The sequence below is a fragment of the Anaerobacillus sp. MEB173 genome, from assembly GCF_052119505.1.
GTDB lineage: Bacteria > Bacillota > Bacilli > Bacillales > JBJMAU01 > JBJMAU01.
Window position 1 is genome coordinate 25,175 of record NZ_JBJMAU010000019.1, and the last position, 24,169, is coordinate 49,343.

Annotated in this window: 37 protein-coding genes; all 37 read left to right on the top strand. The window is 40.3% G+C overall.

What is annotated here, in order from left to right:
• Positions 1-6: 6 nt before the first annotated feature.
• Positions 7-3,636, top strand: a complete 3,630-nt coding sequence (rpoC, locus tag ACJ2A9_RS20390; protein ID WP_441423538.1) for a DNA-directed RNA polymerase subunit beta' — start codon at positions 7-9, stop codon at positions 3,634-3,636.
• Between the two features lie 84 nt (positions 3,637-3,720).
• Complete coding sequence (locus ACJ2A9_RS20395; RefSeq protein WP_441423539.1) at positions 3,721-3,969, top strand: 50S ribosomal protein L7ae-like protein; 249 nt, start codon at positions 3,721-3,723, stop codon at positions 3,967-3,969.
• Between the two features lie 110 nt (positions 3,970-4,079).
• Positions 4,080-4,502, top strand: a complete 423-nt coding sequence (rpsL, locus tag ACJ2A9_RS20400) for a 30S ribosomal protein S12 (RefSeq protein WP_441423540.1) — start codon at positions 4,080-4,082, stop codon at positions 4,500-4,502.
• A gap of 35 nt (positions 4,503-4,537) precedes the next feature.
• On the top strand, positions 4,538-5,008 hold the full coding sequence (rpsG, locus tag ACJ2A9_RS20405) for a 30S ribosomal protein S7 (protein ID WP_441423541.1): 471 nt from the start codon (positions 4,538-4,540) through the stop codon (positions 5,006-5,008).
• Between the two features lie 141 nt (positions 5,009-5,149).
• Positions 5,150-7,228, top strand: a complete 2,079-nt coding sequence (fusA, locus tag ACJ2A9_RS20410) for an elongation factor G (RefSeq protein ID WP_441423542.1) — start codon at positions 5,150-5,152, stop codon at positions 7,226-7,228.
• A 120-nt stretch (positions 7,229-7,348) separates the two neighbouring features.
• Positions 7,349-8,539, top strand: a complete 1,191-nt coding sequence (gene tuf, locus ACJ2A9_RS20415) for an elongation factor Tu (RefSeq protein WP_441423543.1) — start codon at positions 7,349-7,351, stop codon at positions 8,537-8,539.
• Between the two features lie 488 nt (positions 8,540-9,027).
• Positions 9,028-9,336, top strand: coding sequence for a 30S ribosomal protein S10 (gene rpsJ, locus ACJ2A9_RS20420; RefSeq protein ID WP_441423544.1), 309 nt, complete (start codon positions 9,028-9,030; stop codon positions 9,334-9,336).
• A gap of 59 nt (positions 9,337-9,395) precedes the next feature.
• Complete coding sequence (rplC, locus tag ACJ2A9_RS20425; RefSeq protein WP_441423545.1) at positions 9,396-10,025, top strand: 50S ribosomal protein L3; 630 nt, start codon at positions 9,396-9,398, stop codon at positions 10,023-10,025.
• Between the two features lie 23 nt (positions 10,026-10,048).
• Positions 10,049-10,672: a 50S ribosomal protein L4 gene (gene rplD, locus ACJ2A9_RS20430; protein WP_441423546.1), complete on the top strand. Its 624-nt coding sequence runs from the start codon at positions 10,049-10,051 to the stop codon at positions 10,670-10,672.
• Entirely contained in the window at positions 10,672-10,959 is a 288-nt protein-coding gene (gene rplW / locus ACJ2A9_RS20435) for a 50S ribosomal protein L23 (protein WP_441423547.1), read from the top strand. The genes rplD and rplW overlap by 1 nt, the downstream gene beginning before the upstream one ends.
• Positions 10,960-10,985: 26 nt before the next feature.
• On the top strand, positions 10,986-11,816 hold the full coding sequence (gene rplB, locus ACJ2A9_RS20440; protein ID WP_441423548.1) for a 50S ribosomal protein L2: 831 nt from the start codon (positions 10,986-10,988) through the stop codon (positions 11,814-11,816).
• Positions 11,817-11,873: 57 nt separating this feature from the next.
• Positions 11,874-12,152 (top strand): 30S ribosomal protein S19, encoded by a 279-nt coding sequence (gene rpsS / locus ACJ2A9_RS20445; protein ID WP_441423549.1) that lies wholly within the window; start codon positions 11,874-11,876, stop codon positions 12,150-12,152.
• Between the two features lie 20 nt (positions 12,153-12,172).
• Positions 12,173-12,514 (top strand): 50S ribosomal protein L22, encoded by a 342-nt coding sequence (rplV, locus tag ACJ2A9_RS20450; protein WP_441423550.1) that lies wholly within the window; start codon positions 12,173-12,175, stop codon positions 12,512-12,514.
• Between the two features lie 3 nt (positions 12,515-12,517).
• A complete protein-coding gene (gene rpsC / locus ACJ2A9_RS20455; protein ID WP_441423551.1) occupies positions 12,518-13,177 on the top strand; it encodes a 30S ribosomal protein S3 in 660 nt (219 codons plus the stop codon).
• A 2-nt stretch (positions 13,178-13,179) separates the two neighbouring features.
• The gene (gene rplP / locus ACJ2A9_RS20460; RefSeq protein WP_441423552.1) at positions 13,180-13,614 is read left to right on the top strand and encodes a 50S ribosomal protein L16; all 435 of its coding nucleotides are present in this window, start codon (positions 13,180-13,182) and stop codon (positions 13,612-13,614) included.
• Complete coding sequence (rpmC, locus tag ACJ2A9_RS20465) at positions 13,604-13,807, top strand: 50S ribosomal protein L29 (RefSeq protein WP_441423553.1); 204 nt, start codon at positions 13,604-13,606, stop codon at positions 13,805-13,807. The genes rplP and rpmC overlap by 11 nt, the downstream gene beginning before the upstream one ends.
• Positions 13,808-13,826: 19 nt before the next feature.
• Positions 13,827-14,090 carry a 30S ribosomal protein S17 gene (gene rpsQ, locus ACJ2A9_RS20470; protein WP_441423554.1) on the top strand — a complete coding sequence of 88 codons (264 nt, stop codon included), beginning with the start codon at positions 13,827-13,829 and terminating at the stop codon, positions 14,088-14,090.
• Between the two features lie 44 nt (positions 14,091-14,134).
• Complete coding sequence (gene rplN, locus ACJ2A9_RS20475) at positions 14,135-14,503, top strand: 50S ribosomal protein L14 (protein ID WP_441423555.1); 369 nt, start codon at positions 14,135-14,137, stop codon at positions 14,501-14,503.
• Between the two features lie 54 nt (positions 14,504-14,557).
• Positions 14,558-14,869 (top strand): 50S ribosomal protein L24, encoded by a 312-nt coding sequence (gene rplX, locus ACJ2A9_RS20480; protein WP_441423556.1) that lies wholly within the window; start codon positions 14,558-14,560, stop codon positions 14,867-14,869.
• Between the two features lie 26 nt (positions 14,870-14,895).
• Positions 14,896-15,435 (top strand): 50S ribosomal protein L5, encoded by a 540-nt coding sequence (rplE, locus tag ACJ2A9_RS20485; RefSeq protein ID WP_441423557.1) that lies wholly within the window; start codon positions 14,896-14,898, stop codon positions 15,433-15,435.
• A 31-nt stretch (positions 15,436-15,466) separates the two neighbouring features.
• Positions 15,467-15,652: a 30S ribosomal protein S14 gene (gene rpsN, locus ACJ2A9_RS20490; RefSeq protein WP_011064535.1), complete on the top strand. Its 186-nt coding sequence runs from the start codon at positions 15,467-15,469 to the stop codon at positions 15,650-15,652.
• Positions 15,653-15,681: 29 nt separating this feature from the next.
• A complete protein-coding gene (gene rpsH, locus ACJ2A9_RS20495) occupies positions 15,682-16,080 on the top strand; it encodes a 30S ribosomal protein S8 (protein WP_441423558.1) in 399 nt (132 codons plus the stop codon).
• Positions 16,081-16,108: 28 nt separating this feature from the next.
• A complete protein-coding gene (gene rplF, locus ACJ2A9_RS20500) occupies positions 16,109-16,645 on the top strand; it encodes a 50S ribosomal protein L6 (protein WP_441423559.1) in 537 nt (178 codons plus the stop codon).
• A gap of 30 nt (positions 16,646-16,675) precedes the next feature.
• Complete coding sequence (rplR, locus tag ACJ2A9_RS20505; protein ID WP_441423560.1) at positions 16,676-17,038, top strand: 50S ribosomal protein L18; 363 nt, start codon at positions 16,676-16,678, stop codon at positions 17,036-17,038.
• 18 nt (positions 17,039-17,056) lie between these two features.
• The gene (gene rpsE, locus ACJ2A9_RS20510) at positions 17,057-17,557 is read left to right on the top strand and encodes a 30S ribosomal protein S5 (protein ID WP_441423586.1); all 501 of its coding nucleotides are present in this window, start codon (positions 17,057-17,059) and stop codon (positions 17,555-17,557) included.
• A 14-nt stretch (positions 17,558-17,571) separates the two neighbouring features.
• Positions 17,572-17,757 carry a 50S ribosomal protein L30 gene (gene rpmD, locus ACJ2A9_RS20515; RefSeq protein ID WP_441423561.1) on the top strand — a complete coding sequence of 62 codons (186 nt, stop codon included), beginning with the start codon at positions 17,572-17,574 and terminating at the stop codon, positions 17,755-17,757.
• 32 nt (positions 17,758-17,789) lie between these two features.
• Positions 17,790-18,230 (top strand): 50S ribosomal protein L15, encoded by a 441-nt coding sequence (rplO, locus tag ACJ2A9_RS20520; protein WP_441423562.1) that lies wholly within the window; start codon positions 17,790-17,792, stop codon positions 18,228-18,230.
• Positions 18,230-19,522, top strand: a complete 1,293-nt coding sequence (gene secY / locus ACJ2A9_RS20525; protein WP_441423563.1) for a preprotein translocase subunit SecY — start codon at positions 18,230-18,232, stop codon at positions 19,520-19,522. The genes rplO and secY overlap by 1 nt, the downstream gene beginning before the upstream one ends.
• Positions 19,523-19,596: 74 nt before the next feature.
• The gene (locus ACJ2A9_RS20530) at positions 19,597-20,247 is read left to right on the top strand and encodes an adenylate kinase (RefSeq protein ID WP_441423564.1); all 651 of its coding nucleotides are present in this window, start codon (positions 19,597-19,599) and stop codon (positions 20,245-20,247) included.
• Positions 20,247-20,993: a type I methionyl aminopeptidase gene (map, locus tag ACJ2A9_RS20535; protein WP_441423565.1), complete on the top strand. Its 747-nt coding sequence runs from the start codon at positions 20,247-20,249 to the stop codon at positions 20,991-20,993. The genes ACJ2A9_RS20530 and map overlap by 1 nt, the downstream gene beginning before the upstream one ends.
• 18 nt (positions 20,994-21,011) lie before the next feature.
• Positions 21,012-21,314, top strand: a complete 303-nt coding sequence (locus tag ACJ2A9_RS20540) for a KOW motif-containing protein (RefSeq protein ID WP_441423566.1) — start codon at positions 21,012-21,014, stop codon at positions 21,312-21,314.
• Positions 21,315-21,318: 4 nt separating this feature from the next.
• Entirely contained in the window at positions 21,319-21,537 is a 219-nt protein-coding gene (gene infA / locus ACJ2A9_RS20545; RefSeq protein WP_010896341.1) for a translation initiation factor IF-1, read from the top strand.
• A 52-nt stretch (positions 21,538-21,589) separates the two neighbouring features.
• Positions 21,590-21,703, top strand: a complete 114-nt coding sequence (gene rpmJ / locus ACJ2A9_RS20550; protein ID WP_142505991.1) for a 50S ribosomal protein L36 — start codon at positions 21,590-21,592, stop codon at positions 21,701-21,703.
• Positions 21,704-21,723: 20 nt separating this feature from the next.
• Positions 21,724-22,089 (top strand): 30S ribosomal protein S13, encoded by a 366-nt coding sequence (gene rpsM, locus ACJ2A9_RS20555; protein ID WP_441423567.1) that lies wholly within the window; start codon positions 21,724-21,726, stop codon positions 22,087-22,089.
• 18 nt (positions 22,090-22,107) lie between these two features.
• Positions 22,108-22,503, top strand: a complete 396-nt coding sequence (rpsK, locus tag ACJ2A9_RS20560) for a 30S ribosomal protein S11 (RefSeq protein ID WP_441423568.1) — start codon at positions 22,108-22,110, stop codon at positions 22,501-22,503.
• Positions 22,504-22,706: 203 nt separating this feature from the next.
• Positions 22,707-23,651, top strand: a complete 945-nt coding sequence (locus tag ACJ2A9_RS20565; protein WP_441423569.1) for a DNA-directed RNA polymerase subunit alpha — start codon at positions 22,707-22,709, stop codon at positions 23,649-23,651.
• A gap of 73 nt (positions 23,652-23,724) precedes the next feature.
• Positions 23,725-24,087, top strand: a complete 363-nt coding sequence (gene rplQ, locus ACJ2A9_RS20570; protein ID WP_441423570.1) for a 50S ribosomal protein L17 — start codon at positions 23,725-23,727, stop codon at positions 24,085-24,087.
• Positions 24,088-24,169 lie beyond the last annotated feature (82 nt).

Consider the following 24,169-nt stretch of genomic DNA (forward strand, 5'->3'; position numbering starts at 1 on the left):
GGCCCCTTGATAGATGTTAATAATTTTGAATATATGAAAATTGGTCTAGCTTCGCCAAACAAAATCCGTTCATGGTCTCGTGGTGAAGTAAAAAAACCAGAAACGATTAACTATCGTACATTAAAGCCTGAAAAGGACGGCTTATTCTGTGAACGTATTTTCGGTCCGACGAAAGACTGGGAATGTCATTGCGGGAAATATAAGCGTGTCCGCTATAAGGGTGTTGTTTGTGACCGTTGTGGTGTTGAAGTGACTCGAGCGAAAGTCCGTCGTGAGCGTATGGGGCATATTGAACTTGCTGCCCCAGTCTCTCACATTTGGTACTTCAAAGGAATACCAAGTCGAATGGGTCTAGTGTTAGATATGTCTCCACGTTCATTAGAGGAAGTGATTTATTTTGCCTCATATGTAGTAACAGAGGCAGGAGATACTCCTCTTGAAACAAAACAATTATTATCGGAAAAAGAATACCGTGCTTATCGTGAAAAGTATGGTCGTTCTTTTACTGCTCAAATGGGAGCAGAAGCGATTAAGAAGTTATTAAGTGATATTGACCTTGATAAAGAGGTAGAAATTTTAAAAGAAGAATTGTTAACTGCACAAGGACAACGACGTACACGTGCTATTAAACGTCTTGAAGTGTTAGAAGCGTTCCGTAATTCTGGTAATGAGCCTTCTTGGATGATTCTTGATGTCCTACCAGTTATTCCACCAGAGCTGCGTCCAATGGTTCAGTTAGATGGTGGAAGATTTGCTACTTCGGATTTAAATGATCTCTATCGTCGAGTTATTAACCGTAATAATCGTTTGAAGCGTCTATTAGACCTTGGTGCTCCAAATATCATTGTTCAAAATGAAAAGAGAATGCTGCAAGAAGCTGTTGATGCCTTAATTGATAATGGTAGACGAGGTCGTCCGGTAACTGGTCCTGGTAATCGTCCGTTAAAGTCTTTATCACATATGTTAAAAGGGAAACAAGGTCGTTTCCGTCAAAACCTTTTGGGTAAACGTGTAGACTACTCTGGTCGTTCGGTTATCGTTGTAGGTCCTCATTTGCAAATGTATCAATGTGGACTTCCGAAAGAAATGGCTTTAGAGCTGTTTAAACCGTTTGTTATGAAAGAGCTTGTGAGTCAAGGATTGGCACACAATATTAAGAGTGCAAAGCGTAAAGTAGAGCGTGTTCAGCCTGAAGTATGGGATGTCCTTGAAGAAGTAATCAGAGAGCACCCTGTACTATTAAACCGTGCCCCTACACTGCACAGATTAGGGATTCAAGCCTTTGAACCTACACTGGTAGAAGGGCGCGCGATTAAGCTTCACCCACTTGTATGTACAGCGTATAATGCTGACTTTGATGGTGACCAAATGGCGGTTCACGTACCTTTATCGGCTGAAGCTCAAGCTGAAGCAAGATTATTAATGCTGGCAGCGCAAAACATTCTTAACCCGAAAGACGGGAAACCGGTTGTTACTCCATCTCAGGATATGGTATTAGGTAACTACTATTTAACGATGGAACGTGAAGGAGCAGTTGGTGAAGGTTCTATTTTCAAAGATACAAATGAAGCGTTAATTGCTTATCAAAATGGTTATGTGCATTTACACACCCGCATTGCCATCCCTGTTGCGTCACTTGGGAAAACAACGTTTACAGAGGAACAGAATACTATGTTGTTATTAACAACGGTAGGGAAGTTAATTTTCAACGAAATTCTTCCTGAGTCATTCCCATATATCAATGAGCCAACAATGACAAACTTACAGCATGAAACACCTGAAAAATACATTGTTCCTAGAGGGACTGATGTGAAGAAGGTGTTTGCTGAGAGTGAAGAGGTTGCGCCATTTAAGAAAGGCTTCCTAGGTAACATTATTGCGGAAGTATTTAAAATCTTTAAGATTACGGAAACATCCAAAATGCTTGACCGCATGAAGGGTCTCGGATTTAAATACTCAACAAAAGCAGGGATTACTGTTGGTGTTGCTGATATTGTTGTATTACCTGAGAAGCAGGAGGTTCTTGCTGAAGCAGAAGCTAAGGTTGAACGAATTGTAAAACAGTTCCGTCGTGGTTTAATCACGGAAGAGGAACGTTATGATCACGTTATTGCGATCTGGAGCTCTGCAAAGGATGTTATTCAAGGCAAGCTAATGAAATCATTAAATAAACGTAACCCGATCTTCATGATGAGTGACTCTGGAGCGCGTGGTAACGCCTCGAACTTTACGCAATTAGCTGGTATGCGTGGTTTAATGGCGAACCCATCTGGACGTATTATTGAATTACCGATCAAATCCAGTTTCCGTGAGGGTCTTACTGTATTAGAGTACTTTATTTCGACACATGGTGCTCGTAAAGGTCTTGCTGATACTGCTCTTAAAACAGCAGACTCAGGTTACTTAACTCGTCGTCTTGTTGATGTTGCTCAAGATGTAATCATCCGTGAAGATGACTGCGGTACCGATCGCGGCTTAGAAGTAGCTGCGATTAAAGAAGGTAATGAAGTTATTGAAAATCTCTACGATCGTCTAGTAGGTCGTGTAGCATTTAAAACGATTAGAGACCTAGATACAGCTGAAGTCATTGTAGCGAAGAATGAATTAATCACTGAGGATCTAGCTCGCGATATCGTTGATAGAGGTATCGAAGAAGTAACAATCCGCTCAGCATTTACGTGTGATACTCGCCATGGTGTGTGTAAGAAATGTTATGGCCGCAACCTTGCAACAGGAAGCGATGTAGAAGTAGGAGAAGCAGTAGGAATTATTGCTGCTCAATCAATCGGTGAGCCAGGTACACAGTTAACGATGCGTACTTTCCATACAGGTGGGGTAGCCGGGGACGATATTACACAGGGTCTTCCGCGTATCCAGGAATTGTTTGAGGCTAGAAACCCCAAAGGGCAAGCTGTTATCTCGGAAATTGACGGAAAAGTCCTAGATGTCCATGAGGTGAATGACAAGAAAGAAATCGTTATTCAAGGCGAGATGGAAAACCGTTCATATCCAATTCCTTATGGCGCTCGTCTAAAAGTGGCGATTGATCAGGAAGTTCGTGCAGGTCAAGAGTTAACAGAAGGTTCGATTGACCCGAAAGAACTGTTGAAAGTCACAGGTGTTCAAGGCGTTCAAGACTATTTACTTCGTGAAGTACAGAAAGTATATCGTATGCAAGGGGTAGAAATCGGTGATAAGCACGTTGAAGTAATGGTTCGTCAAATGCTTCGTAAAATTCGAGTCGTTGATGCAGGGGATACAGATGTCTTACCAGGTTCACTTATCGAAATCCAACACTTTAATGATGCGAATAAAGGTGTCCTTAATAAAGGACAAAATCCGGCAACGGGACGCCCGGTGTTACTTGGTATTACAAAAGCATCGTTGGAGACTGATTCATTCTTATCTGCAGCATCATTCCAAGAAACTACCCGTGTTCTTACAGATGCAGCAATTAAAGGTAAGAGAGATGAATTACTCGGGTTAAAAGAAAATGTTATTATCGGTAAGTTAGTTCCTGCAGGTACTGGAATGACAAGATACCGTAATTTAAGTCTTTCAATGGAAAATGAAGCAGAAGTGCAGCTTGATGACTATTCAGATGTCATTGTAGAAGCAGAAGTTATAAAAGAATAGAAAATAGTATTGACACAGGTGTAACTGAATGATATTATATTTGAGTGCGCGTCCGAGATACCTGTAACTTTGGAGGATGAGATAATGTCTTATGAAAAAGTAACGCAGGCTCAAAGTATAATCGTTGGTACGAAACAAACGATAAAAGCGCTGGACGATGGGATTGTTCAAGAAGTTATTATCGCTGATGATGCAGATCATCGCATAATTCATAAAGTGCTAGTGTTAGCACAAACGAAAGGCATCCCAATAACAAAAGTCGATTCTATGAAAAAGCTTGGGAAAGCATGTGGAATTGACGTAGGAGCCGCAACAGTAGCGATTACAAATTAGTGTGTTTTTGCCAACGGGGAGAGCTCCCCTTGGCAAAAACTTTACTTTTACATTTAAATGAACCACCTGGCTCAGTGGTCTTGAAATGATAGATGGAAGGAGGAAATAAAATGCCTACAATTAATCAGTTAATTCGTCACGGTCGTAAAGCGAAAGTGAAGAAATCAGATTCACCTGCATTAAACAAAGGGTATAACAGCTTTAAGAAGGCGCAAACAAACCAATCTTCACCACAAAAACGTGGTGTATGTACACGTGTTGGTACAATGACACCGAAAAAGCCGAACTCAGCTCTTCGTAAGTATGCGCGTGTTCGTTTAACAAATGGTATTGAGGTTACTGCGTATATTCCAGGTATCGGTCACAACCTTCAAGAGCACAGTGTTGTTCTTATCCGTGGCGGTCGTGTAAAGGACTTACCAGGGGTACGTTACCACATCGTTCGTGGAGCGCTTGATACTGCAGGAGTTCAAAACCGTATGCAAGGTCGTTCTAAGTATGGAACAAAGAGACCTAAAGAAGCTAAAAAATAATAAAACTCGTTTAAATATTGAAAGGAGGGGAAATAATGCCTCGTAAAGGACCAGTTACTCGTCGTGATGTATTACCTGATCCAATTTACAAATCTAAATTGGTTACTCGTTTAATTAACCGTATTATGGTTGATGGAAAACGTGGTGTAGCACAAACGATTTTATATAATGCATTTGATATGGTGAAAGAACGTACTGGGAACGATCCGATGGAAGTGTTTGAACAAGCACTTAAAAACATCATGCCAGTACTAGAAGTTAAAGCTCGTCGTGTTGGGGGAGCAAACTATCAAGTACCGGTTGAAGTAAAACCAGAACGTCGTACAACATTAGGCCTACGTTGGTTAGTTAACTATTCTCGTCTACGTGGTGAGAAAACTATGGAAGAGCGTCTTGCTAACGAAATCATGGATGCTGCTAATAACACTGGAGCATCAGTGAAGAAGCGTGAAGACACTCACCGTATGGCTGAAGCAAACAAAGCGTTCGCACACTACCGTTGGTAGGATGAAATTTATAACTTTTATAGTTATGAAAATGATAATTATAAGCCACAATAAGTCCGATAGACGTTTAGCCGAATAAGCTAAACGTCTTGAGGTATGGCTCAATAAAAAAACTTTCGAAACAGGAAGGAGAAAGATACCATGGCAAGAGAGTTCTCCTTAGAAAAGACTCGTAATATCGGGATCATGGCACACATTGATGCTGGTAAAACAACTTGTACTGAGCGTATTCTTTTCTATACAGGCCGTATCCACAAAATTGGTGAAACACATGAGGGTGCTTCACAAATGGACTGGATGGAACAAGAGCAAGAGCGTGGGATTACAATCACTTCCGCTGCGACAACTGCTCAATGGAAAGGTCACCGTATCAACATCATTGACACACCTGGTCACGTAGACTTTACAGTTGAAGTAGAGCGTTCACTTCGTGTATTAGACGGAGCTGTTGCTGTATTAGATGCGCAGTCTGGTGTAGAACCACAAACGGAAACTGTATGGCGTCAAGCGACTACATACGGTGTACCGCGTGTTGTATTCGTAAACAAAATGGACAAGATGGGTGCCGATTTCTTATATTCTGTTGGGACTATTCGCGAGCGTTTAGGTGCGAATGCACATCCAATTCAATTACCAATTGGTGCGGAAGATGAGTTCAATGGTATTATTGATCTAGTAGAAATGAAAGCATATTTCTACGAGGATGATCTTGGTACTCGTACAGAAGCAAGAGAAATTCCAGAAGAATACAAAGAAAAAGCTGAAGAGCTACATACAAGTCTTGTTGAAGCGGTAGCGGAGCTTGATGAAGAGTTAATGATGAAGTATCTAGAAGGCGAAGATCTAACTATTGATGAAATCAAAGGAGCAATCCGTAAAGGTACTTGTAATGTTGAATTCTATCCAGTACTTTGTGGATCAGCATTTAAAAACAAAGGTGTTCAAATACTGTTAGATGCAGTTCTTGATTACCTGCCAGCTCCTACTGATGTGCCGGATATCAAAGGTATCGTACCTGATACAGAAGAAGAAGTAACTCGTAAATCTGGTGATGATCAGCCATTTGCTGCATTAGCATTTAAAGTTATGACTGACCCGTATGTAGGGAAGTTAACGTTCTTCCGTGTTTATTCTGGTACACTACAATCAGGATCTTACGTGAAAAACTCAACGAAGGACAAGCGTGAGCGTGTAGGTCGTATCCTGCAAATGCATGCTAACTCTCGTGAAGAGATTTCAATTGTATATTCTGGAGATATCGCTGCAGCTGTTGGTCTTAAAGATACAACAACTGGTGATACTTTATGTGATGAAAAGAATCTTGTTATTCTTGAGTCAATGCAATTCCCTGAGCCAGTTATCTCATTATCAGTTGAACCTAAATCAAAGGCTGACCAAGATAAAATGGGTATGGCGTTATCGAAACTTGCTGAAGAAGATCCAACATTCCGTACTGAAACGAATGAGGAAACTGGACAAACGATCATCTCTGGTATGGGTGAACTTCACCTAGATATCATCGTAGATCGTATGCGCCGTGAATTCAAAGTTGAAGCAAATGTTGGTGCGCCTCAAGTAGCTTATCGTGAAACAATTCGTAAAGCGGCTAAGGTTGAAGGTAAATTCGTTCGTCAATCAGGTGGACGTGGACAATATGGACACGTTTGGATTGAATTCGAACCACTTGAAGAAGGATCAGGATTTGTATTTGAAAACAAAGTTGTCGGTGGGGTAGTACCTCGTGAATATATTGGTGCTGTTCAAGCTGGTATCGAAGAGTCAATGCAAAATGGTATGCTTGCTGGATTCCCTCTATTGGATCTTAAAGCAACAATCTTTGACGGATCATACCATGATGTTGACTCGAACGAGATGGCGTTCAAAATCGCTGGTTCAATGGCATTAAAGAATGCAAAGTCACATTGTGATCCTGCACTTCTTGAGCCAATCATGAAGGTAGAAGTTGTAGTTCCAGAAGAGTACATGGGAGATATTATGGGTGACGTAACATCTCGTCGTGGACGTGTAGAAGGAATGGAAGCTCGCGGTAACGCACAAGTTGTTCGTGCAATGGTTCCACTTTCTGAAATGTTCGGATATGCAACTTCATTACGTTCTCGTACACAAGGTCGTGGAACATATTCTATGCACTTTGATCACTACGAAGAATTACCTAAGAGCTTAGCAGAAGAAATTATCAAGAAACAAACTGGACAATAATACGGTTATTATTGTGTAGAAGAAAGTTTTATTGTAAGCTAAGAAAGGTGTTATTTATTAATGAAATATCGCCTTTCTGACCATAAAATTATTTATTGTATTTAAGGGAGGAATTTACTCATGGGAAAAGAAAAATTTGATCGTTCCAAGACACATGCCAATATTGGTACAATTGGACACGTTGACCACGGTAAAACGACATTAACTGCTGCTATCACAACAGTTCTTGCTAAGAAATCAGGTAAAGGTACTGCAATGGCATATGACGCTATCGATGGTGCTCCAGAAGAGCGTGAGCGTGGTATCACAATCTCAACTGCACACGTTGAGTATGAAACTGATGCTCGTCACTATGCGCACGTTGACTGCCCAGGACACGCTGACTACGTTAAAAACATGATCACTGGTGCTGCACAAATGGACGGCGGTATCCTAGTAGTATCTGCTGCTGACGGCCCAATGCCACAAACTCGTGAGCACATCTTACTTTCTCGTCAAGTAGGTGTACCTTACCTAGTAGTATTCATGAACAAATGTGACATGGTAGACGATGAAGAGTTACTTGAATTAGTAGAAATGGAAGTTCGTGACCTTCTTTCTGAATACGACTTCCCTGGAGACGACATTCCTGTAATCAAAGGTTCTGCTCTTAAAGCTCTTGAAGGAGATGCTGCTTGGGAAGAGAAAATCATCGAGCTAATGGATGCTGTTGATAGCTACATCCCAACTCCAGAGCGTCAAACTGACAAGCCATTCATGATGCCAGTAGAGGACGTATTCTCAATCACTGGTCGTGGTACAGTTGCTACTGGACGTGTTGAGCGTGGACAAGTTAAAGTTGGAGACGAAGTTGAAATCCTTGGTTTAGAAGAAGAAGTTAAGAAAACAACTGTAACAGGTGTTGAAATGTTCCGTAAGCTTCTTGACTATGCTGAAGCTGGAGACAACATTGGAGCACTTCTACGTGGTGTATCTCGTGATGACATCCAACGTGGACAAGTACTTATCAAGCCAGGTACTGTTAAAGCTCACACAAAGTTCAAAGCTGAAGTTTACGTTCTTTCAAAAGAAGAAGGTGGACGTCACACTCCATTCTTCTCAAACTACCGTCCTCAGTTCTACTTCCGTACAACTGACGTAACTGGAATCATCCAACTTCCAGAAGGCGTTGAGATGGTAATGCCTGGTGACAACATCGAAATGACTGTAGAACTAATTGCTCCAATCGCTATCGAAGATGGAACAAAGTTCTCTATCCGTGAGGGTGGACGTACAGTTGGAGCAGGCGTTGTTGCTTCAATCACTGAGTAATTAATTTTTTAAAATCACAAACAAGCATCTTGATTTAATCGAGATGCTTGTTTTTTTGTTCAATTCGAAAATAATCAATAGTTGAGAGTTAAAAGTTAGATTTATATAGAAGAAAGTAGATATCAATGGTAGGCTGTTATTCATTTTGATAAGCAGACCCAGCAACATTTGAAATGTATTCTAAGAGTGCTTTTATATATTTGTTATTTTGACCATACTGGTTACAGTATGTATACAATGAAATATATAGAAATTGAAATAGTGACTTGCATTTATGTATAAGGGTCTATATAATAGTAAAAGTGCGACCGACAATAAAAACAAATACTTGTTTTTGAACTAGTTTTATTGTATACTAGTGAATGTTGGTTTTTGACATCGATGATGTGGAAGGTTGCTGACACACCCGGCCCCTTTGCCATGGCGGGGTGAGGAAATTTCCACGGAGTATGTCTATTTTGAAAATGGACGATAAAGGAGGGGCTACAATGGCAAAACAAAAGATTCGCATTCGTTTAAAAGCTTATGATCACAGAATTCTAGATCAGTCTGCAGAAAAGATTGTTGATACAGCGAAAAGATCAGGTGCAAATGTATCTGGACCAATTCCGCTACCGACTGAAAAATCAATTTACACAATCCTTCGTGCGGTACACAAATATAAGGATTCTCGTGAGCAGTTTGAAATGCGCACGCATAAACGTTTAATCGATATTGTTAACCCAACACCACAAACAGTTGATGCGCTTATGCGTTTAGACTTACCATCTGGTGTAGATATCGAAATCAAACTTTAATAATAAAACTTAAATAATGGCAAAAATAATAAATTAAGAATTAATAGGAGGTGTGACTCATGACCAAAGGAATCTTAGGAAAGAAATTAGGGATGACTCAAGTATTTGCTGAAAATGGTGTCGTTATTCCTGTAACAGTAATCGAAGCTGCACCAAACGTTGTATTACAAAAGAAGAGTGTGGAATCAGACGGTTACGAAGCAATCCAATTAGGTTTTGATGACAAAAAAGAATCTCGCCAAAACAAGCCTGAGAAAGGCCACGCTGGAAAAGCAAATGCTACTCCTAAGCGCTACATTAAAGAAGTTCGCGGAGTATCAATGGCGGATTACGAAGTTGGTCAAGAAGTCAAAGTTGACGTATTTAGTGAAGGTGATGTCGTAGACGTTACTGGAATTTCAAAAGGTAAAGGATTCCAAGGTGCGATCAAGCGTCATAACCAATCACGCGGACCAATGTCTCACGGTTCACGTTATCATCGTCGTCCTGGTTCAATGGGACCGGTTGCTCCAAACCGTGTATTCAAAGGTAAAGCATTACCTGGTCGTATGGGTGGAGAACAAATCACTGTACAAAACCTTGAAATCGTAAAAGTTGATACAGAACGCAACTTATTATTAGTAAAAGGAAATGTTCCTGGAGCTAAGAAGAGTTATGTATCTGTTCGTAGTGCGATTAAAGCGAACTAAGATAGAAGAAAGGAGGATCACTCATGCCTAAAGTAACATTATTTAATCAAACTGGCTCACAAGTAGGCGATATTGAATTAAATGATTCAGTGTTCGGAATCGAGCCAAACGAAAGTGTTTTACATGATGCGGTTATCATGCAACAAGCTTCTTTACGTCAAGGAACTCACGATACTAAAGGTCGTTCTGAAGTACGTGGTGGAGGACGTAAACCATGGCGTCAAAAAGGTACAGGACGTGCTCGTCAAGGTACAATCCGTGCGCCACAATGGGTTGGTGGAGGAACTGTATTTGGACCAACACCACGTAGCTACAGCTACAAATTACCTAAGAAAGTTCGTCGTTTAGCAATTAAATCTGCGCTTTCTTCAAAAGTAAGAGCAGAAGAAATTGTTGTGTTAGAGGCTCTAACATTAGAAGCTCCTAAGACAAAAGAAATGGTTAAAATCCTAGCTGATCTTAACATTGATCGCAAAGCACTAGTTGTAACAGCTGATTACAATGATTCAGTTGCTTTATCTGCTCGTAACATCCCTGGAGTAACTTTTGTTACTGCTGATGGTGTTAATGTACTTGATGTATTAAAGCATGATAAATTAGTGATCACTAAAGATGCAGTGCAAAAGGTAGAGGAGGTGCTAGCGTAATGAACGCACGTGACGTAATTAAGCGCCCCGTAATCACAGAACGCTCAACAGACCTAATGGCTGAAAAGAAATACACGTTCGAAGTAGATACACGAGCAAACAAGACAGAAATCAAAGATGCAATCGAAGAAATCTTTGAAGTGAAAGTTGCTAATGTTAATACAATGAACTACAAAGGTAAATTCAAACGTTTCGGTCGTCACACAGGCTATACGAGCAAACGTAAAAAAGCGATTGTCACTCTAACACCAGAGAGTAAAGAATTAGAATTCTTTGAAGGTGTATAAGTTTAAAGAGAAGGAGGGAAACCAAAATGGCGATCAAAAAGTATAAACCGACCAGTGCCGGTCGTCGCGGAATGTCTGTATCAGATTTCGCAGAAATCACTACAGACAAACCAGAAAAATCATTGTTAGCCCCTTTACACAAAAAAGGCGGTCGTAACAATCAAGGTAAATTAACAGTTCGTCACCAAGGTGGTGGACATAAGCGTCAATACCGTGTTATTGACTTCAAACGTAACAAAGATGGCATTCCAGGACGCGTTGCCACGATCGAATATGATCCAAACCGTACAGCTAACATTGCATTAATCAATTATGCTGATGGTGAGAAGCGTTACATCTTAGCACCAAAAGGATTAAAAGTAGGCATGGAAATCATGTCAGGGCCAGAAGCGGATATTAAGGTAGGAAACGCATTACCTCTTACAAATATTCCTGTTGGTACTGTAATCCACAATATTGAGTTAAAGCCAGGACGCGGCGGACAATTAGTTCGTTCTGCTGGAACTGAAGCTCAATTACTTGGTAAAGAAGGACAATATGTATTAGTTCGCTTGAATTCAGGTGAAACTCGTATGATCCTTTCAACTTGCCGTGCTACAATCGGTCAAGTAGGAAACGTTGAACATGAACTAATTAACATTGGTAAAGCAGGTCGCTCACGTTGGTTAGGTAAACGTCCAACAGTTCGTGGTTCTGTAATGAACCCTAATGATCACCCACACGGTGGTGGTGAAGGCCGTTCACCAATCGGACGCAAATCACCAATGTCACCATGGGGTAAACCAACTCTTGGTTACAAAACTCGTAAGAAAAACAAACAATCAGACAAGTACATTGTACGTCGTCGTAAAAAATAACGGGATTGCACTACGGTTCGCAGGAACCGTAGCCCAATCGCGAAGGGAGGTTCATTCATGGGTCGTAGCTTAAAAAAAGGACCTTTTGTCGATGACCACTTGATGAAAAAAGTGGAAGAAATGAACGAGAAGAATGATAAGAAAGTAATTAAAACTTGGTCACGTCGATCAACAATTTTCCCGGAGTTTATCGGACACACTATCGCAGTATACGATGGACGCAAGCACGTTCCTGTTTATATCTCTGAAGATATGGTTGGACATAAGCTTGGGGAGTTCGCTCCGACAAGAACTTATAAAGGCCATGCAGCAGACGATAAGAAAACAAGACGTTAATAAGAGAGGAGGTACTATCAATGCAAGCTAAAGCAGTTGCTAAACAAGTGCGTATTGCTCCTCGTAAGGTTCGCTTAGTTGTAGACTTGATTCGGGGCAAGCAAGTTGGCGAAGCAATCGCAATTCTTCGTCACACACCAAAATCAGCATCTCCAGTTGTTGAGAAGCTATTAAACTCTGCGATCGCAAATGCGGAGCATAATTATGAAATGGAACCAGAAAACTTAGTAATCAGTGAAGTGTTTGTTGATGAAGGCGTAACTTTAAAACGTTTCCGTCCACGTGCGATGGGTCGTGCAAGTCGTATTAACAAGCGCACAAGTCACATTACAATCGTTGTTTCAGAAAAGAAGGAGGGATAAAGCGTGGGTCAAAAAGTTAATCCGATTGGACTTCGTGTCGGAGTTATCCGTGACTGGGAGTCAAAATGGTACGCTGAGAAAGACTATGCAGACCTACTTCACGAAGATATTAAAATTCGTGAGTATGTTGAAAAACGTCTTAAAGATGCATCTGTATCAAAAATTGAAATTGAACGTGCTGCAAATCGCGTAAATATTACTATCTCTACTGCTAAACCGGGTATGGTAATCGGGAAAGGCGGATCTGAAGTAGAAGCATTACGTAAAGCACTAAATAGCCTAACTGGTAAGAGAGTACACATCAATATTTTTGAAATCAAACAAGCTGACATGGATGCGAAATTGGTTGCAGAAAATATTGCTCGTCAATTAGAAAATCGTATTTCATTCCGTCGTGCAATGAAACAAGCGATTCAAAGAACTATGCGTGCAGGCGCAAAAGGTATTAAAACTGAAGTATCTGGCCGTTTAGGTGGCGCAGATATCGCTCGTTCTGAACACTATAGCGAAGGAACAGTTCCACTTCACACATTACGTGCTGATATCGATTACGGAACTGCTGAAGCAGACACTACTTACGGTAAATTAGGCGTTAAGATCTGGATTTATCGTGGTGAAGTCCTTCCAACGAAAGGAACGAAAAAAGAGGAAGGAGGAAAATAATCATGTTATTGCCAAAACGTGTTAAATACCGTCGTGAACACCGTGGAAAAATGCGCGGACGTGCAAAAGGCGGTACAGAAGTTAAGTTTGGTGAATACGGTTTACAAGCTGTTGAAGCATCTTGGATTACAAACCGTCAAATAGAAGCAGCTCGTATTGCGATGACTCGTTATATGAAGCGTGGTGGTAAAGTTTGGATTAAGATTTTCCCATCTAAACCTTACACTGCAAAACCTTTAGAAGTACGTATGGGTTCCGGTAAAGGGGCGCCAGAAGGCTGGGTAGCTGTTGTTAAACCTGGTAAAGTTATGTTTGAAATTGCGGGGGTTTCTGAAGAAGTCGCACGTGAAGCATTACGATTAGCAATGCATAAATTACCTGTAAAATGTAAGTTTGTAAAACGCGAAGAAGTGGGTGGTGACGTAAATGAAAGCTAATGATATTCGTAACTTAACCACTGCTGAAGTAGAGCAAAAAGCAAAGTCACTTAAAGAAGAATTATTCAACCTTCGCTTTCAATTAGCGACTGGACAATTGGATAATCCAGCCCGCATTCGTGAAGTTCGTAAAGCAATCGCTCGTGCTAAAACTGTATTACGTGAGCGTGAGCTAGGGATCAATAACGGATAATTGAGAGGAGGTTTGCACAATGAGTGAACGCAACCAACGTAAAGTATATACTGGACGCGTAGTATCTGACAAAATGGACAAAACCATTACAGTTCTTGTTGAAACTTATAAAAAAGATAAGTTATACGGCAAACGCGTTAAGTATTCTAAGAAAATGAAAGCACATGATGAAAACAACACAGCAAAAGCTGGTGACATCGTAAAGATTATGGAGACTCGTCCATTATCAAAAGATAAGCGTTTCCGATTAGTTGAAGTAGTAGAAGAAGCTGTAATCATCTAATAAAACTAGTTCGGTATTGTTTTTTTGAAGGGAGGTAGGATCGTATGATTCAACAGGAAAGTCGTTTAAAAGTTGCTGATAACTCTGGTGCTCGTGAAGTACTTTGTATCAAAGTATTAGGAGGAACTGGACGTAAAACTGCTAACATTGGTGATGTAATTGTTTGTTCGGTAAAACAAGCTACACCAGGTGGCGTTGTCAAGAAAGGTGACGTTGTAAGAGCGGTAATCGTTCGTACGAAGAGCGGAGCTCGCCGTGCAGACGGATCATATATCAAGTTCGATGAGAATGCAGCAGTAATTATCAAAGACGATAAGAGTCCTCGTGGAACACGTATCTTTGGACCGGTTGCTCGTGAACTTCGTGAGAACCAATTTATGAAAATCGTTTCCCTAGCTCCTGAGGTTCTTTAAGAAACTCGTGGATAAGGAAAGTGAACGATAGCCTTATAAGGAGGAGGTGCGATAATGCACGTAAAAAAAGGTGACACTGTAAAAGTGATCTCTGGTAAAGACAAAGGGAAACAAGGCGTAATTTTAGAGTCTTTTCCTAAAAAAGAGCGAGTACTTGTTGAAGGAGTAAACATGGTTAAGAAACATGCAAAACCTTCACAAGATAACCCGCAAGGCGGCATTTTAAACAAAGAGGCACCAATTCATGCTTCTAACGTTATGCCAATTGATCCTAAAAGTGGCGAGCCAACTCGCGTAGGATATAAAGTTGAGAACGGAAAAAAAGTACGTATTGCTAAGAAGTCTGGCGAAGTATTAGATAAGTAGTCAGGTGACGAAAGGAGGTCAAACGCATGAACCGTTTGAAAGAGAAGTATCAAAATGAGATCGTTTCTTCTCTTGTTGAGAAGTTTAACTACTCTTCAATTATGGCTGTGCCAAAACTTGAAAAAATCGTTATTAACATGGGCGTAGGTGACGCAGTATCTAACGCAAAAGCTTTAGACAAAGCTGTTGAGGAATTAACTGCTATCTCTGGTCAAAAACCAGTAATTACGAAAGCAAAGAAATCTATCGCAGGTTTCAAACTTCGTGAAGGAATGCCTATCGGTGCGAAAGTTACTCTACGTGGAGAGCGCATGTATGAGTTTTTAGATAAATTAGTTTCAATTTCATTACCGCGTGTACGTGACTTCAGAGGTATCTCTAAAAAGTCATTTGACGGCCGTGGAAACTATACATTAGGTGTTAAAGAACAATTGATTTTCCCAGAGATTGATTATGATAAAGTAGACAAAGTTCGTGGTATGGATATCGTTATCGTAACTACAGCAAATACTGATGAAGAATCTCGTGAGTTATTAACTCAAATGGGAATGCCGTTCCAAAAATAATAGGCAAAAAACCTAAGGAGGAGTGAACACTTTGGCGAAAAAATCGATGATTGCTAAACAGAAGCGCCCTCAAAAGTTCAAAGTTCAAGAGTATACTCGCTGCGAACGTTGTGGTCGTCCTCACTCAGTCATACGTAAATTTAAGCTTTGCAGAATTTGTTTCCGCGAGCTTGCATATAAAGGTCAAATACCTGGCGTTAAAAAAGCTAGTTGGTAAGCCCAAGCACGGGAAGGAGGTAAAAACGAATGGTCATGACAGATCCAATTGCAGATATGCTAACTCGTATTCGTAATGCAAATACAGTTCGTCACGAAAAGTTAGAATTACCTGCATCAAATATTAAAAAGCAAGTTGCTGAAATTCTTAAGCGCGAAGGATTCATTCGTGATGTTGAATATATCGAAGACAGCAAACAAGGCATCATCCGTATTTTCTTAAAGTACGGTTCAGATAATGAGCGTGTAATTACAGGATTAAAACGTATTAGTAAACCAGGACTTCGTGTCTATGCAAAAGCTAATGAAGTACCTCGCGTACTTGGTGGATTAGGAATTGCAGTTATTTCTACATCTAGTGGAGTAATTACAGACAAAGAAGCACGTCAACAACAAGTTGGCGGAGAAGTACTAGCATACGTTTGGTAAGATAACGTACAGGAATGGAGGTGTAATCATGTCTCGTATCGGGAAAAAACCAATTGAAATTCCAAGTGGTGTAACAGTAACACTTGATAATAATAATATTACGGTTAAAGGACCTAAAGGTGAATTAACTCGTGAGCTTCACCCGGAAATCGCTGTGAAGATTGAAGAGAACATCATCACAGTTGAACGTCCTTCTGACCAAAAACTTCACCGTGCTTTACACGGAACTACTCGTAGTGTAGTTAGTAACATGGTTGAAGGTGTAACTAAAGGTTATGAGAAAGCTTTAGAACTAATCGGGGTCGGATACCGTGCAACAAAGTCTGGTCAAAAGCTAGTTCTTAACGTAGGTTACTCACACCCAGTAGAAATCGTTCCTGAACAAGGAATCGAAATTGAAGTACCTTCAAACACGAAAGTGATCGTTAAAGGTATTGATAAAGAGCGCGTAGGAGCTATTGCTTCTAATATCCGTGCCGTTCGTTTACCTGAGCCTTACAAAGGAAAAGGTATTCGTTATGAAGGTGAGTATGTGCGTCGTAAAGAGGGTAAAACTGGTAAATAAAGCAAGTTAAACGGAAAGGAGTGACGTTCCATGATTACTAAGTCGAATAGAAATTTGGCTCGTAAGAAAAGACATGCACACGTTCGTCGTACAGTAACTGGCACAGCTGAACGTCCACGCTTAAACGTTTTCCGTTCTTCTAAGCATATCTATGCACAATTAATTGATGATGTTTCAGGTGTAACAATTGCATCAGCATCAAGCTTAGACAAGGAACTTAATTTAGAAAACGGTGGAAATGTAGAAGCAGCTAAAAAAGTTGGCGAATTAGTAGCAAAACGTGCAGTCGAAAAAGGACATGAAACAGTGGTATTTGACCGCGGCGGTTATTTATACCATGGAAGAATTAAAGAATTGGCTGACGCAGCGCGCCAAGCTGGATTACAATTCTAAGGTAAAAAGGAGGGAAAAATAGTGCGAATTGACCCAAATACGCTGGAGCTTGAAGAAAGAGTAGTAGCTGTCAACCGTGTAGCGAAGGTTGTTAAAGGTGGACGTCGTTTCCGTTTTGCTGCATTGGTTGTAGTCGGAGATAAGAACGGACACGTAGGATTCGGAATGGGTAAAGCTCAGGAAGTACCAGAAGCGATCCGTAAAGCGATTGAAGACGCTAAGAAAAATTTAATTACAGTACCTGTTGTTGGTACAACAATTCCACACCAAATAATTGGACGTTTTGGCGCAGGAAACGTACTTTTAAAGCCTGCATCTGAAGGTACAGGGGTTATTGCTGGAGGACCTGTACGTGCGGTGTTAGAACTTGCTGGTGTTGGTGACATTTTATCTAAATCATTAGGTTCAAATAACCCAATTAATATGGTTCGTGCAACTGTTGAAGGTCTTAAGAACCTTAAGCGTGCGGAAGAAGTAGCGAAGTTACGCGGAAAATCTGTTGAAGAACTATTAGGATAAGGGAGGGAAATCAAATGGCTAAATTAGAAATTACCCTCACACGTAGTTTGATTGGTCGTCCAGAAGATCAACGTATCACTGTTAACACATTAGGGTTACGTAAAGTACATCAAACTGTCGTTCAAGAAGATAATGCTGCAATTCGTGGAATGGTGAATAAGGTGTCTCACCTTGTAACTGTGAAAGAAATTGAAGCATAATACACAATAAAATGAATGAGGAGGTGCCAAATATGAAACTTCATGAGTTGAAACCTGCTGAAGGTTCACGTAAAGTGCGTAATCGCGTAGGTCGCGGTATCGGTTCGGGTAACGGTAAAACTGCAGGACGTGGACATAAAGGACAAAACGCTCGTTCAGGTGGTGGGGTTCGTCCAGGTTTTGAAGGTGGTCAAAACCCACTTTACAGACGTTTACCAAAACGTGGTTTTACAAACCCAACACGTAAAGAATACGCAATTGTAAATGTTGAGACATTAAATCGTTTTGACGCAGGGACAGAAGTTACACCAGAATTATTAATTGAAACAGGTGTAGTAAGCAAAGCGAAGGATGGAATTAAGATCCTTGGTAACGGTAAGCTTGAAGCTAAACTTACTGTTAAAGCGAACAAATTCTCTGCATCTGCAGTAGAAGCGATTGAAGCTGCCGGTGGAAAAACTGAGGTGATTTAATGTTCGAGACGATCTCCAATATTATGCGCGTGGGTGATCTAAGACGAAAAGTCATTTTCACCCTACTCATGCTCATAGTATTTCGAATCGGGACTTTTATCCCTGTACCAGGTGCAAATGCTGAAGTATTGCAGTTTCAGGATCAAATGAATGCCTTTGGCTTTTTAAATACATTTGGTGGTGGAGCTTTAGAAAACTTCTCAATCTTTGCAATGGGTATCATGCCATATATCACAGCATCAATTGTAGTTCAATTACTCCAAATGGATGTTGTGCCGAAGTTTGCGGAGTGGGCTAAACAAGGTGAAGCTGGGCGTCGTAAACTAGCGCAAGTTACGCGTTACAGTACAATAGGTTTGGCTTTTGTGCAAGGTATTGGTATGTCTGTAGGCTTTAATCGACTTATGCCAGGTTTAATACCTGACCCAAGCATTGCAAAATATATATTTATTGCTTTAGTTCTTACAGCAGGAACAGCCTTTTTAATGTGGCTTGGTGAACAAATCACAGCTAAAGGTGTAGGTAACGGAATTTCGATTATTATTTTCGGGGGTATTGCTGCGGCAATTCCAAATGGTGTGAACCAGTTGTATGCGACTCAAATTCAAGATGCAGGGGAAGGCCTCTTTTGGGGAATTGTTACTGTTGTCTTACTATTGATTGCGACAATCGGAATTATTGTTGGTGTTATTTTTGTACATCAAGCGCTTCGTAAGATCCCTGTTCAATATGCTAAGCGTCTAGTTGGCAGAAATCCCGTCGGTGGACAATCTACGCATTTACCGTTAAAAGTAAATGCTGCTGGGGTAATACCAGTTATTTTTGCACTAGCAATATTCATATTCCCACCAACAATTGCTGGATTTTTCGGAGATGATAATGCTATAGCTTTATGGGTTGGTCAAGTATTTGATTATACAAATACGATCGGAATGATCATTTATGCATTGCTTATCATTGGGTTTACGTACTTCTATACATTCATTCAAGTAAATCCAGAACAAATGGCCGAAAATCTAAAAAAACAAGGTGGATATGTCCCAGGCATTCGTCCCGGTAAAACAACTCAGGTCTACTTAACGCGCATTTTATATCGTTTAACTTTTGTAGGTGCTCTTTTCTTAGCTGCCATTTCAATTATCCCAGTATTTTTTACTCGGTTAGCAGATTTGCCACCTGCAGTTCAAATCGGTGGTACAGGTTTACTAATTGTTGTTGCTGTAGCATTAGATACAATGAAGCAAATTGAAAGTCAATTGATTAAACGTCATTATAAAGGCTTTATTAAGTAAAGAGGGAATAGGAAAGCTTTTGATTGCTTTCCGTTGCCTCAAGTTGTTAAAATCGGAATGATGGAGGGGATACTATGAATCTTGTATTAATGGGACTTCCTGGTGCTGGTAAAGGTACTCAGGCCGAGAAAATTGTTGAAAAATATGGTGTGCCACATATTTCTACTGGTGATATGTTTCGAGCAGCAATTAAGGATGAAACTGAGTTAGGATTAAAAGCAAAAACATTCATGGACGCGGGAAACCTTGTTCCTGATGAAGTAACAATTGGGATTGTAAGAGAGCGCCTAAGCAAAGATGATTGTGCAAAAGGGTTTTTATTAGATGGATTTCCTCGTACAGTTGCTCAAGCAGATGCTCTTGAAAATATTCTATCTGATTTAGGACGCAAAATTGACTATGTTATCAATGTTGAAGTGCCTAAAGAAGACTTAATGGAACGATTAACTGGCCGTTGGGTATCTCCAACATCTGGTGCGTCATATCATGTAATTTTTAACCCGCCTAAAGTGGAAGGAATTTGTGATAAGGACGGCAGCAAGCTAATTCAGCGTGAAGATGATAAGCCTGAAACGGTTGCACAACGTTTAGAAGTTAACATTAAACAAACGCAGCCACTTATTGATTTTTACACTGAAAAAGGTTATTTAAAAAATGTTGATGGTAAGCAGGATATCAATAAGGTGTTTGAAGATATTGATCAGCTTTTGAAAGGACTTCGTTAATGATTATTTGTAAGACGCCAAGGGAAATTGACATCATGCGGGAAGCTGGTAGGATTGTCGCCCTTACACATCAAGAGTTGAAAGATCACATCAAGCCTGGTATCTCTACAATCGAATTAGATAAAATTGCTGAACAGTTTATACGTAAGCAAGGAGCAATTCCATCTTTTAAAGGCTATAATGGATTTACAGGTAGTATCTGCACTTCAGTAAATGAAGAATTGGTACACGGAATTCCAGGAGAACGGGTACTTAAAGATGGTGATATTATCAGTATTGACATTGGTGCACAATACAATGGTTACCACGGTGACTCAGCATGGACATATGCAGTTGGATCGATTTCAGATGAAACGCAAAAGCTGCTTGATGTTACAGAAGAATCACTATATAAAGGTTTAGCTGAAGCTAAGCCAGGAGAGAGATTATCGAATATCTCCCATGCGATCCAATCTTACGTCGAACCAATGGGATTTTCGATTGTTCGTGAGTATGTTGGACATGGTGTTGGTCAAGATCTTCATGAGGACCCACAAATTCCTCATTACGGACCTCCTGGAAAAGGACCAAGGTTAAAGCCTGGAATGGTACTTGCGATTGAACCAATGGTGAATGCTGGTACACGTTATGTTCGGACATTAGCAGATAATTGGACGGTAGTAACTACTGACGGAAAAATGTGTGCTCATTTTGAACATACTATTGCTATTACGGAGACAGGGTACGAAATTTTAACAAAAGCCTAAGAAAAGGTGATAAATAAAATGAAAGATCCTGAGTCGCTGCCTCAAGTCGGACAATTTGTCCGGGTTTTAAGAGGAAGAGATGCTGGTGAATTAAGTGTTATCGTTCGAATCGAGGATTCACGATTTGTCTACATTGCGGATGGAGATAAACGTAAAGTTGATCGAGCGAAGAAAAAAAACTTACTTCATCTTGAGTTAATTGACTATATATCTCCTGAAGTACAATCGAGTATCCAAGAAACTGGTCGTGTAACAAATGCGAGGTTACGGTATGTAGTTTCTGCCTACCTAACTGAAAATGAACTGAAGGAAGGAGAGTAAATTCATGGCTAAGGAAGATGTAATTGAAGTTGAAGGTACGGTAATTGAACCATTACCGAATGCAATGTTTCGAGTTGAACTTGAAAATGGGCATAAAATTTTAGCACATGTCTCTGGTAAAATTCGTATGCACTTTATACGTATCTTACCTGGTGATAAAGTGACGGTTGAATTGTCTCCATATGATTTAACACGTGGTCGAATCACGTATCGTTATAAATAAGTTAGTCTTTTAATTTTTGACTGTACTCCATCTTACAAGGAGGTAATTAAACATGAAGGTAAGACCATCAGTCAAACCGATTTGCGAAAAGTGTAAAGTTATCCGTCGTAAAGGTACGATCATGGTAATTTGCGAAAACCCTAAACATAAACAAAAACAAGGATAAATAAAGGAGGTGCTCCCATAATGGCACGTATTGCAGGTGTGGATATTCCTCGTGACAAACGCGTGGTTATCTCTCTAACATATGTATACGGTATCGGTAGAACAACTGCTTCTAAGATTCTTGCTGAAGCTGGTGTATCTGAAAATACTCGTGTGCGTGATCTAACAGAAGAGGAACTTGGAAAGATCCGTGAAGCTGTTGAAGCATATACAGTAGAAGGTGACCTTCGTCGTGAGGTTTCACTTAACATTAAACGTCTAATTGAAATTGGTAGTTACCGTGGCATCCGTCATCGTCGTGGTTTACCAGTTCGTGGACAAAACAGTAAAAACAATGCTCGTACACGTAAAGGACCTCGTCGTACAGTAGCAAACAAGAAAAAATAGTAAAGGAGGTTAAATAGAATGGCTAAAGCAAAGACGAATACTCGTTCAAAGCGTCGTCAACGTAAAAATATTGAAGCTGGAATTGCACATATCCGCTCAACTTTTAACAACACAATCGTAACGATCACTGACATGCACGGTAATGCTGTATCTTGGGCTAGCTCAGGTGGATTAGGCTTCAAAGGTTCTCGTAAATCTACTCCATTTGCTGCACAGATGGCTGCTGAAACTGCAGGAAAAGCTGCTATGGAGCACGGTATGAAAACTGTAGAAGTTTCTGTAAAAGGACCTGGTGCTGGTCGTGAAGCGGCAATTCGTTCATTACAAGCTGTTGGACTAGAAGTAAGCATGATTCGTGATGTAACTCCAGTTCCTCATAATGGTTGCCGTCCACCAAAACGTCGTCGAGTATAAAAAAAGAAAAAATAGCTTGTATAGATTTCCTTTAAGTGTCAATAATGTGTAAGAAAGTATTTTTTACCCAACATGAACGGTTCTTACAAGCTATTGACTAATTAGGTTGTACACGGTCGGGAACTGCCTGATGGGGAATTCCGGTAAGACTTCCTGAGTTGTTGTCTTCCGGAGTTTCGACGTTTTGAAGGAGGGTTTGTTTAATGATTGAAATCGAAAAACCAAAAATTGAAACGGTTGAAATCAATGACGATGCTAAATATGGAAAATTTGTTGTAGAGCCACTGGAAAGAGGATATGGGACTACTTTGGGGAACTCTCTTCGTCGTATCCTGTTATCATCGCTTCCTGGTGCTGCAGTTACATCAGTACAAATTGATGGTGTATTGCATGAGTTCTCTACAGTCGAAGGTGTAGTAGAAGACGTAACAACAATCATACTAAATTTAAAACAGTTAGCTCTAAAGATTTATTCAGATGAAGAAAAGACTTTAGAAATAGATGCACAAGGTGAAGGCGTAATTACAGCAGCTGATCTAACACATGATAGTGATGTGGATATTCTGAACCCAGATTTGCACATTGCTACATTATCTAAAGGCGCAAACTTCCATATGCGTTTAACAGCACGTCGCGGCCGTGGATATGTTCCAGCCGATGGAAACAAAAAAGAAGATCAACTAATAGGTGTTCTTCCGATCGATTCCATCTACACACCAGTGTCACGTGTTAATTTCCAAGTGGAAAATACACGTGTAGGACAAGTAACTAACTACGACAAACTAACCCTTGATGTATGGACTGATGGAAGCATTCGACCAGAGGAAGCAGTGTCACTTGGAGCGAAGATTTTAACTGAACACTTAAACATATTTGTTGGGTTAACTGATCAAGCTCAAAATGCAGAAATCATGGTTGAAAAAGAAGAAGACCAGAAAGAAAAAGTTCTTGAAATGACGATTGAAGAACTTGATTTATCTGTTCGCTCTTATAATTGTTTGAAACGTGCCGGTATCAATACGGTGCAAGAATTAACTCATAAGACAGAAGAAGATATGATGAAAGTTCGTAATTTAGGACGTAAATCGTTAGAGGAAGTACAAGAGAAATTAGGTGAGCTTGGACTAGGTCTTCGCAAAGACGAATAGTCCATGCTTCAGTCTGTTTACTTATGTGCACCTCAACTCTTCTGCAGATTTATTTAAAAGGAGGGAAACTGAAATGGCATACGCAAAATTAGGACGTAATAGTGCAGCTCGTAAAGCATTATTCCGTGATTTAGCTACTGATTTAATTATCAACGAAAGAATCCAAACTACTGAAGCAAAGGCGAAGGAGTTACGTTCTATCGTTGAGAAAATGATTACTCTTGGAAAGCGTGGCGATCTACATGCACGTCGTCAAGCTGCAGCTTTTATCCGTCGTGAAGTAGCGGATCAAGAAGCGGGTACTGATGCAATCCAAAAGTTATTCGCTGATATTGCACCACGTTATGAAGACCGTCAAGGCGGATACACTCGTATCCTTAAAATTGGACCTCGTAAAGGTGACGGTGCTCCAATGGTTTTCATCGAATTAGTTTAATAACTTAACGGTTTTTCACAGGGCGAGACAGTAACTTTCAAAGTACTGAGCTATGCCCTTTTTTTATAGAATTTAGAATTTA

What these genes read in the sequence shown, in the direction of transcription:
- rplD (WP_441423546.1), top strand. Translation starts at nt 10,049, where the DNA reads ATGCCTAAAGTAACATTATTTAATCAAACTGGCTCACAAGTAGGCGAT.
- rplX (WP_441423556.1), top strand. Translation starts at nt 14,558, where the DNA reads ATGCACGTAAAAAAAGGTGACACTGTAAAAGTGATCTCTGGTAAAGAC.
- ACJ2A9_RS20540 (WP_441423566.1), top strand. Translation starts at nt 21,012, where the DNA reads ATGAAAGATCCTGAGTCGCTGCCTCAAGTCGGACAATTTGTCCGGGTT.
- secY (WP_441423563.1), top strand. Translation starts at nt 18,230, where the DNA reads ATGTTCGAGACGATCTCCAATATTATGCGCGTGGGTGATCTAAGACGA.
- rpsK (WP_441423568.1), top strand. Translation starts at nt 22,108, where the DNA reads ATGGCTAAAGCAAAGACGAATACTCGTTCAAAGCGTCGTCAACGTAAA.
- rpsQ (WP_441423554.1), top strand. Translation starts at nt 13,827, where the DNA reads ATGAGTGAACGCAACCAACGTAAAGTATATACTGGACGCGTAGTATCT.
- rpmC (WP_441423553.1), top strand. Translation starts at nt 13,604, where the DNA reads ATGAAAGCTAATGATATTCGTAACTTAACCACTGCTGAAGTAGAGCAA.
- ACJ2A9_RS20565 (WP_441423569.1), top strand. Translation starts at nt 22,707, where the DNA reads ATGATTGAAATCGAAAAACCAAAAATTGAAACGGTTGAAATCAATGAC.
- rpsS (WP_441423549.1), top strand. Translation starts at nt 11,874, where the DNA reads ATGGGTCGTAGCTTAAAAAAAGGACCTTTTGTCGATGACCACTTGATG.
- rplV (WP_441423550.1), top strand. Translation starts at nt 12,173, where the DNA reads ATGCAAGCTAAAGCAGTTGCTAAACAAGTGCGTATTGCTCCTCGTAAG.
- rpsJ (WP_441423544.1), top strand. Translation starts at nt 9,028, where the DNA reads ATGGCAAAACAAAAGATTCGCATTCGTTTAAAAGCTTATGATCACAGA.
- map (WP_441423565.1), top strand. Translation starts at nt 20,247, where the DNA reads ATGATTATTTGTAAGACGCCAAGGGAAATTGACATCATGCGGGAAGCT.
- rplR (WP_441423560.1), top strand. Translation starts at nt 16,676, where the DNA reads ATGATTACTAAGTCGAATAGAAATTTGGCTCGTAAGAAAAGACATGCA.
- rplC (WP_441423545.1), top strand. Translation starts at nt 9,396, where the DNA reads ATGACCAAAGGAATCTTAGGAAAGAAATTAGGGATGACTCAAGTATTT.
- rplB (WP_441423548.1), top strand. Translation starts at nt 10,986, where the DNA reads ATGGCGATCAAAAAGTATAAACCGACCAGTGCCGGTCGTCGCGGAATG.
- rplO (WP_441423562.1), top strand. Translation starts at nt 17,790, where the DNA reads ATGAAACTTCATGAGTTGAAACCTGCTGAAGGTTCACGTAAAGTGCGT.
- rpsM (WP_441423567.1), top strand. Translation starts at nt 21,724, where the DNA reads ATGGCACGTATTGCAGGTGTGGATATTCCTCGTGACAAACGCGTGGTT.
- rpsH (WP_441423558.1), top strand. Translation starts at nt 15,682, where the DNA reads ATGGTCATGACAGATCCAATTGCAGATATGCTAACTCGTATTCGTAAT.
- infA (WP_010896341.1), top strand. Translation starts at nt 21,319, where the DNA reads ATGGCTAAGGAAGATGTAATTGAAGTTGAAGGTACGGTAATTGAACCA.
- rpsG (WP_441423541.1), top strand. Translation starts at nt 4,538, where the DNA reads ATGCCTCGTAAAGGACCAGTTACTCGTCGTGATGTATTACCTGATCCA.
- rplQ (WP_441423570.1), top strand. Translation starts at nt 23,725, where the DNA reads ATGGCATACGCAAAATTAGGACGTAATAGTGCAGCTCGTAAAGCATTA.
- rplP (WP_441423552.1), top strand. Translation starts at nt 13,180, where the DNA reads ATGTTATTGCCAAAACGTGTTAAATACCGTCGTGAACACCGTGGAAAA.
- tuf (WP_441423543.1), top strand. Translation starts at nt 7,349, where the DNA reads ATGGGAAAAGAAAAATTTGATCGTTCCAAGACACATGCCAATATTGGT.
- rplE (WP_441423557.1), top strand. Translation starts at nt 14,896, where the DNA reads ATGAACCGTTTGAAAGAGAAGTATCAAAATGAGATCGTTTCTTCTCTT.
- rpmD (WP_441423561.1), top strand. Translation starts at nt 17,572, where the DNA reads ATGGCTAAATTAGAAATTACCCTCACACGTAGTTTGATTGGTCGTCCA.
- rplW (WP_441423547.1), top strand. Translation starts at nt 10,672, where the DNA reads ATGAACGCACGTGACGTAATTAAGCGCCCCGTAATCACAGAACGCTCA.
- rpmJ (WP_142505991.1), top strand. Translation starts at nt 21,590, where the DNA reads ATGAAGGTAAGACCATCAGTCAAACCGATTTGCGAAAAGTGTAAAGTT.
- ACJ2A9_RS20395 (WP_441423539.1), top strand. Translation starts at nt 3,721, where the DNA reads ATGTCTTATGAAAAAGTAACGCAGGCTCAAAGTATAATCGTTGGTACG.
- fusA (WP_441423542.1), top strand. Translation starts at nt 5,150, where the DNA reads ATGGCAAGAGAGTTCTCCTTAGAAAAGACTCGTAATATCGGGATCATG.
- rpsL (WP_441423540.1), top strand. Translation starts at nt 4,080, where the DNA reads ATGCCTACAATTAATCAGTTAATTCGTCACGGTCGTAAAGCGAAAGTG.
- rplN (WP_441423555.1), top strand. Translation starts at nt 14,135, where the DNA reads ATGATTCAACAGGAAAGTCGTTTAAAAGTTGCTGATAACTCTGGTGCT.
- rplF (WP_441423559.1), top strand. Translation starts at nt 16,109, where the DNA reads ATGTCTCGTATCGGGAAAAAACCAATTGAAATTCCAAGTGGTGTAACA.
- ACJ2A9_RS20530 (WP_441423564.1), top strand. Translation starts at nt 19,597, where the DNA reads ATGAATCTTGTATTAATGGGACTTCCTGGTGCTGGTAAAGGTACTCAG.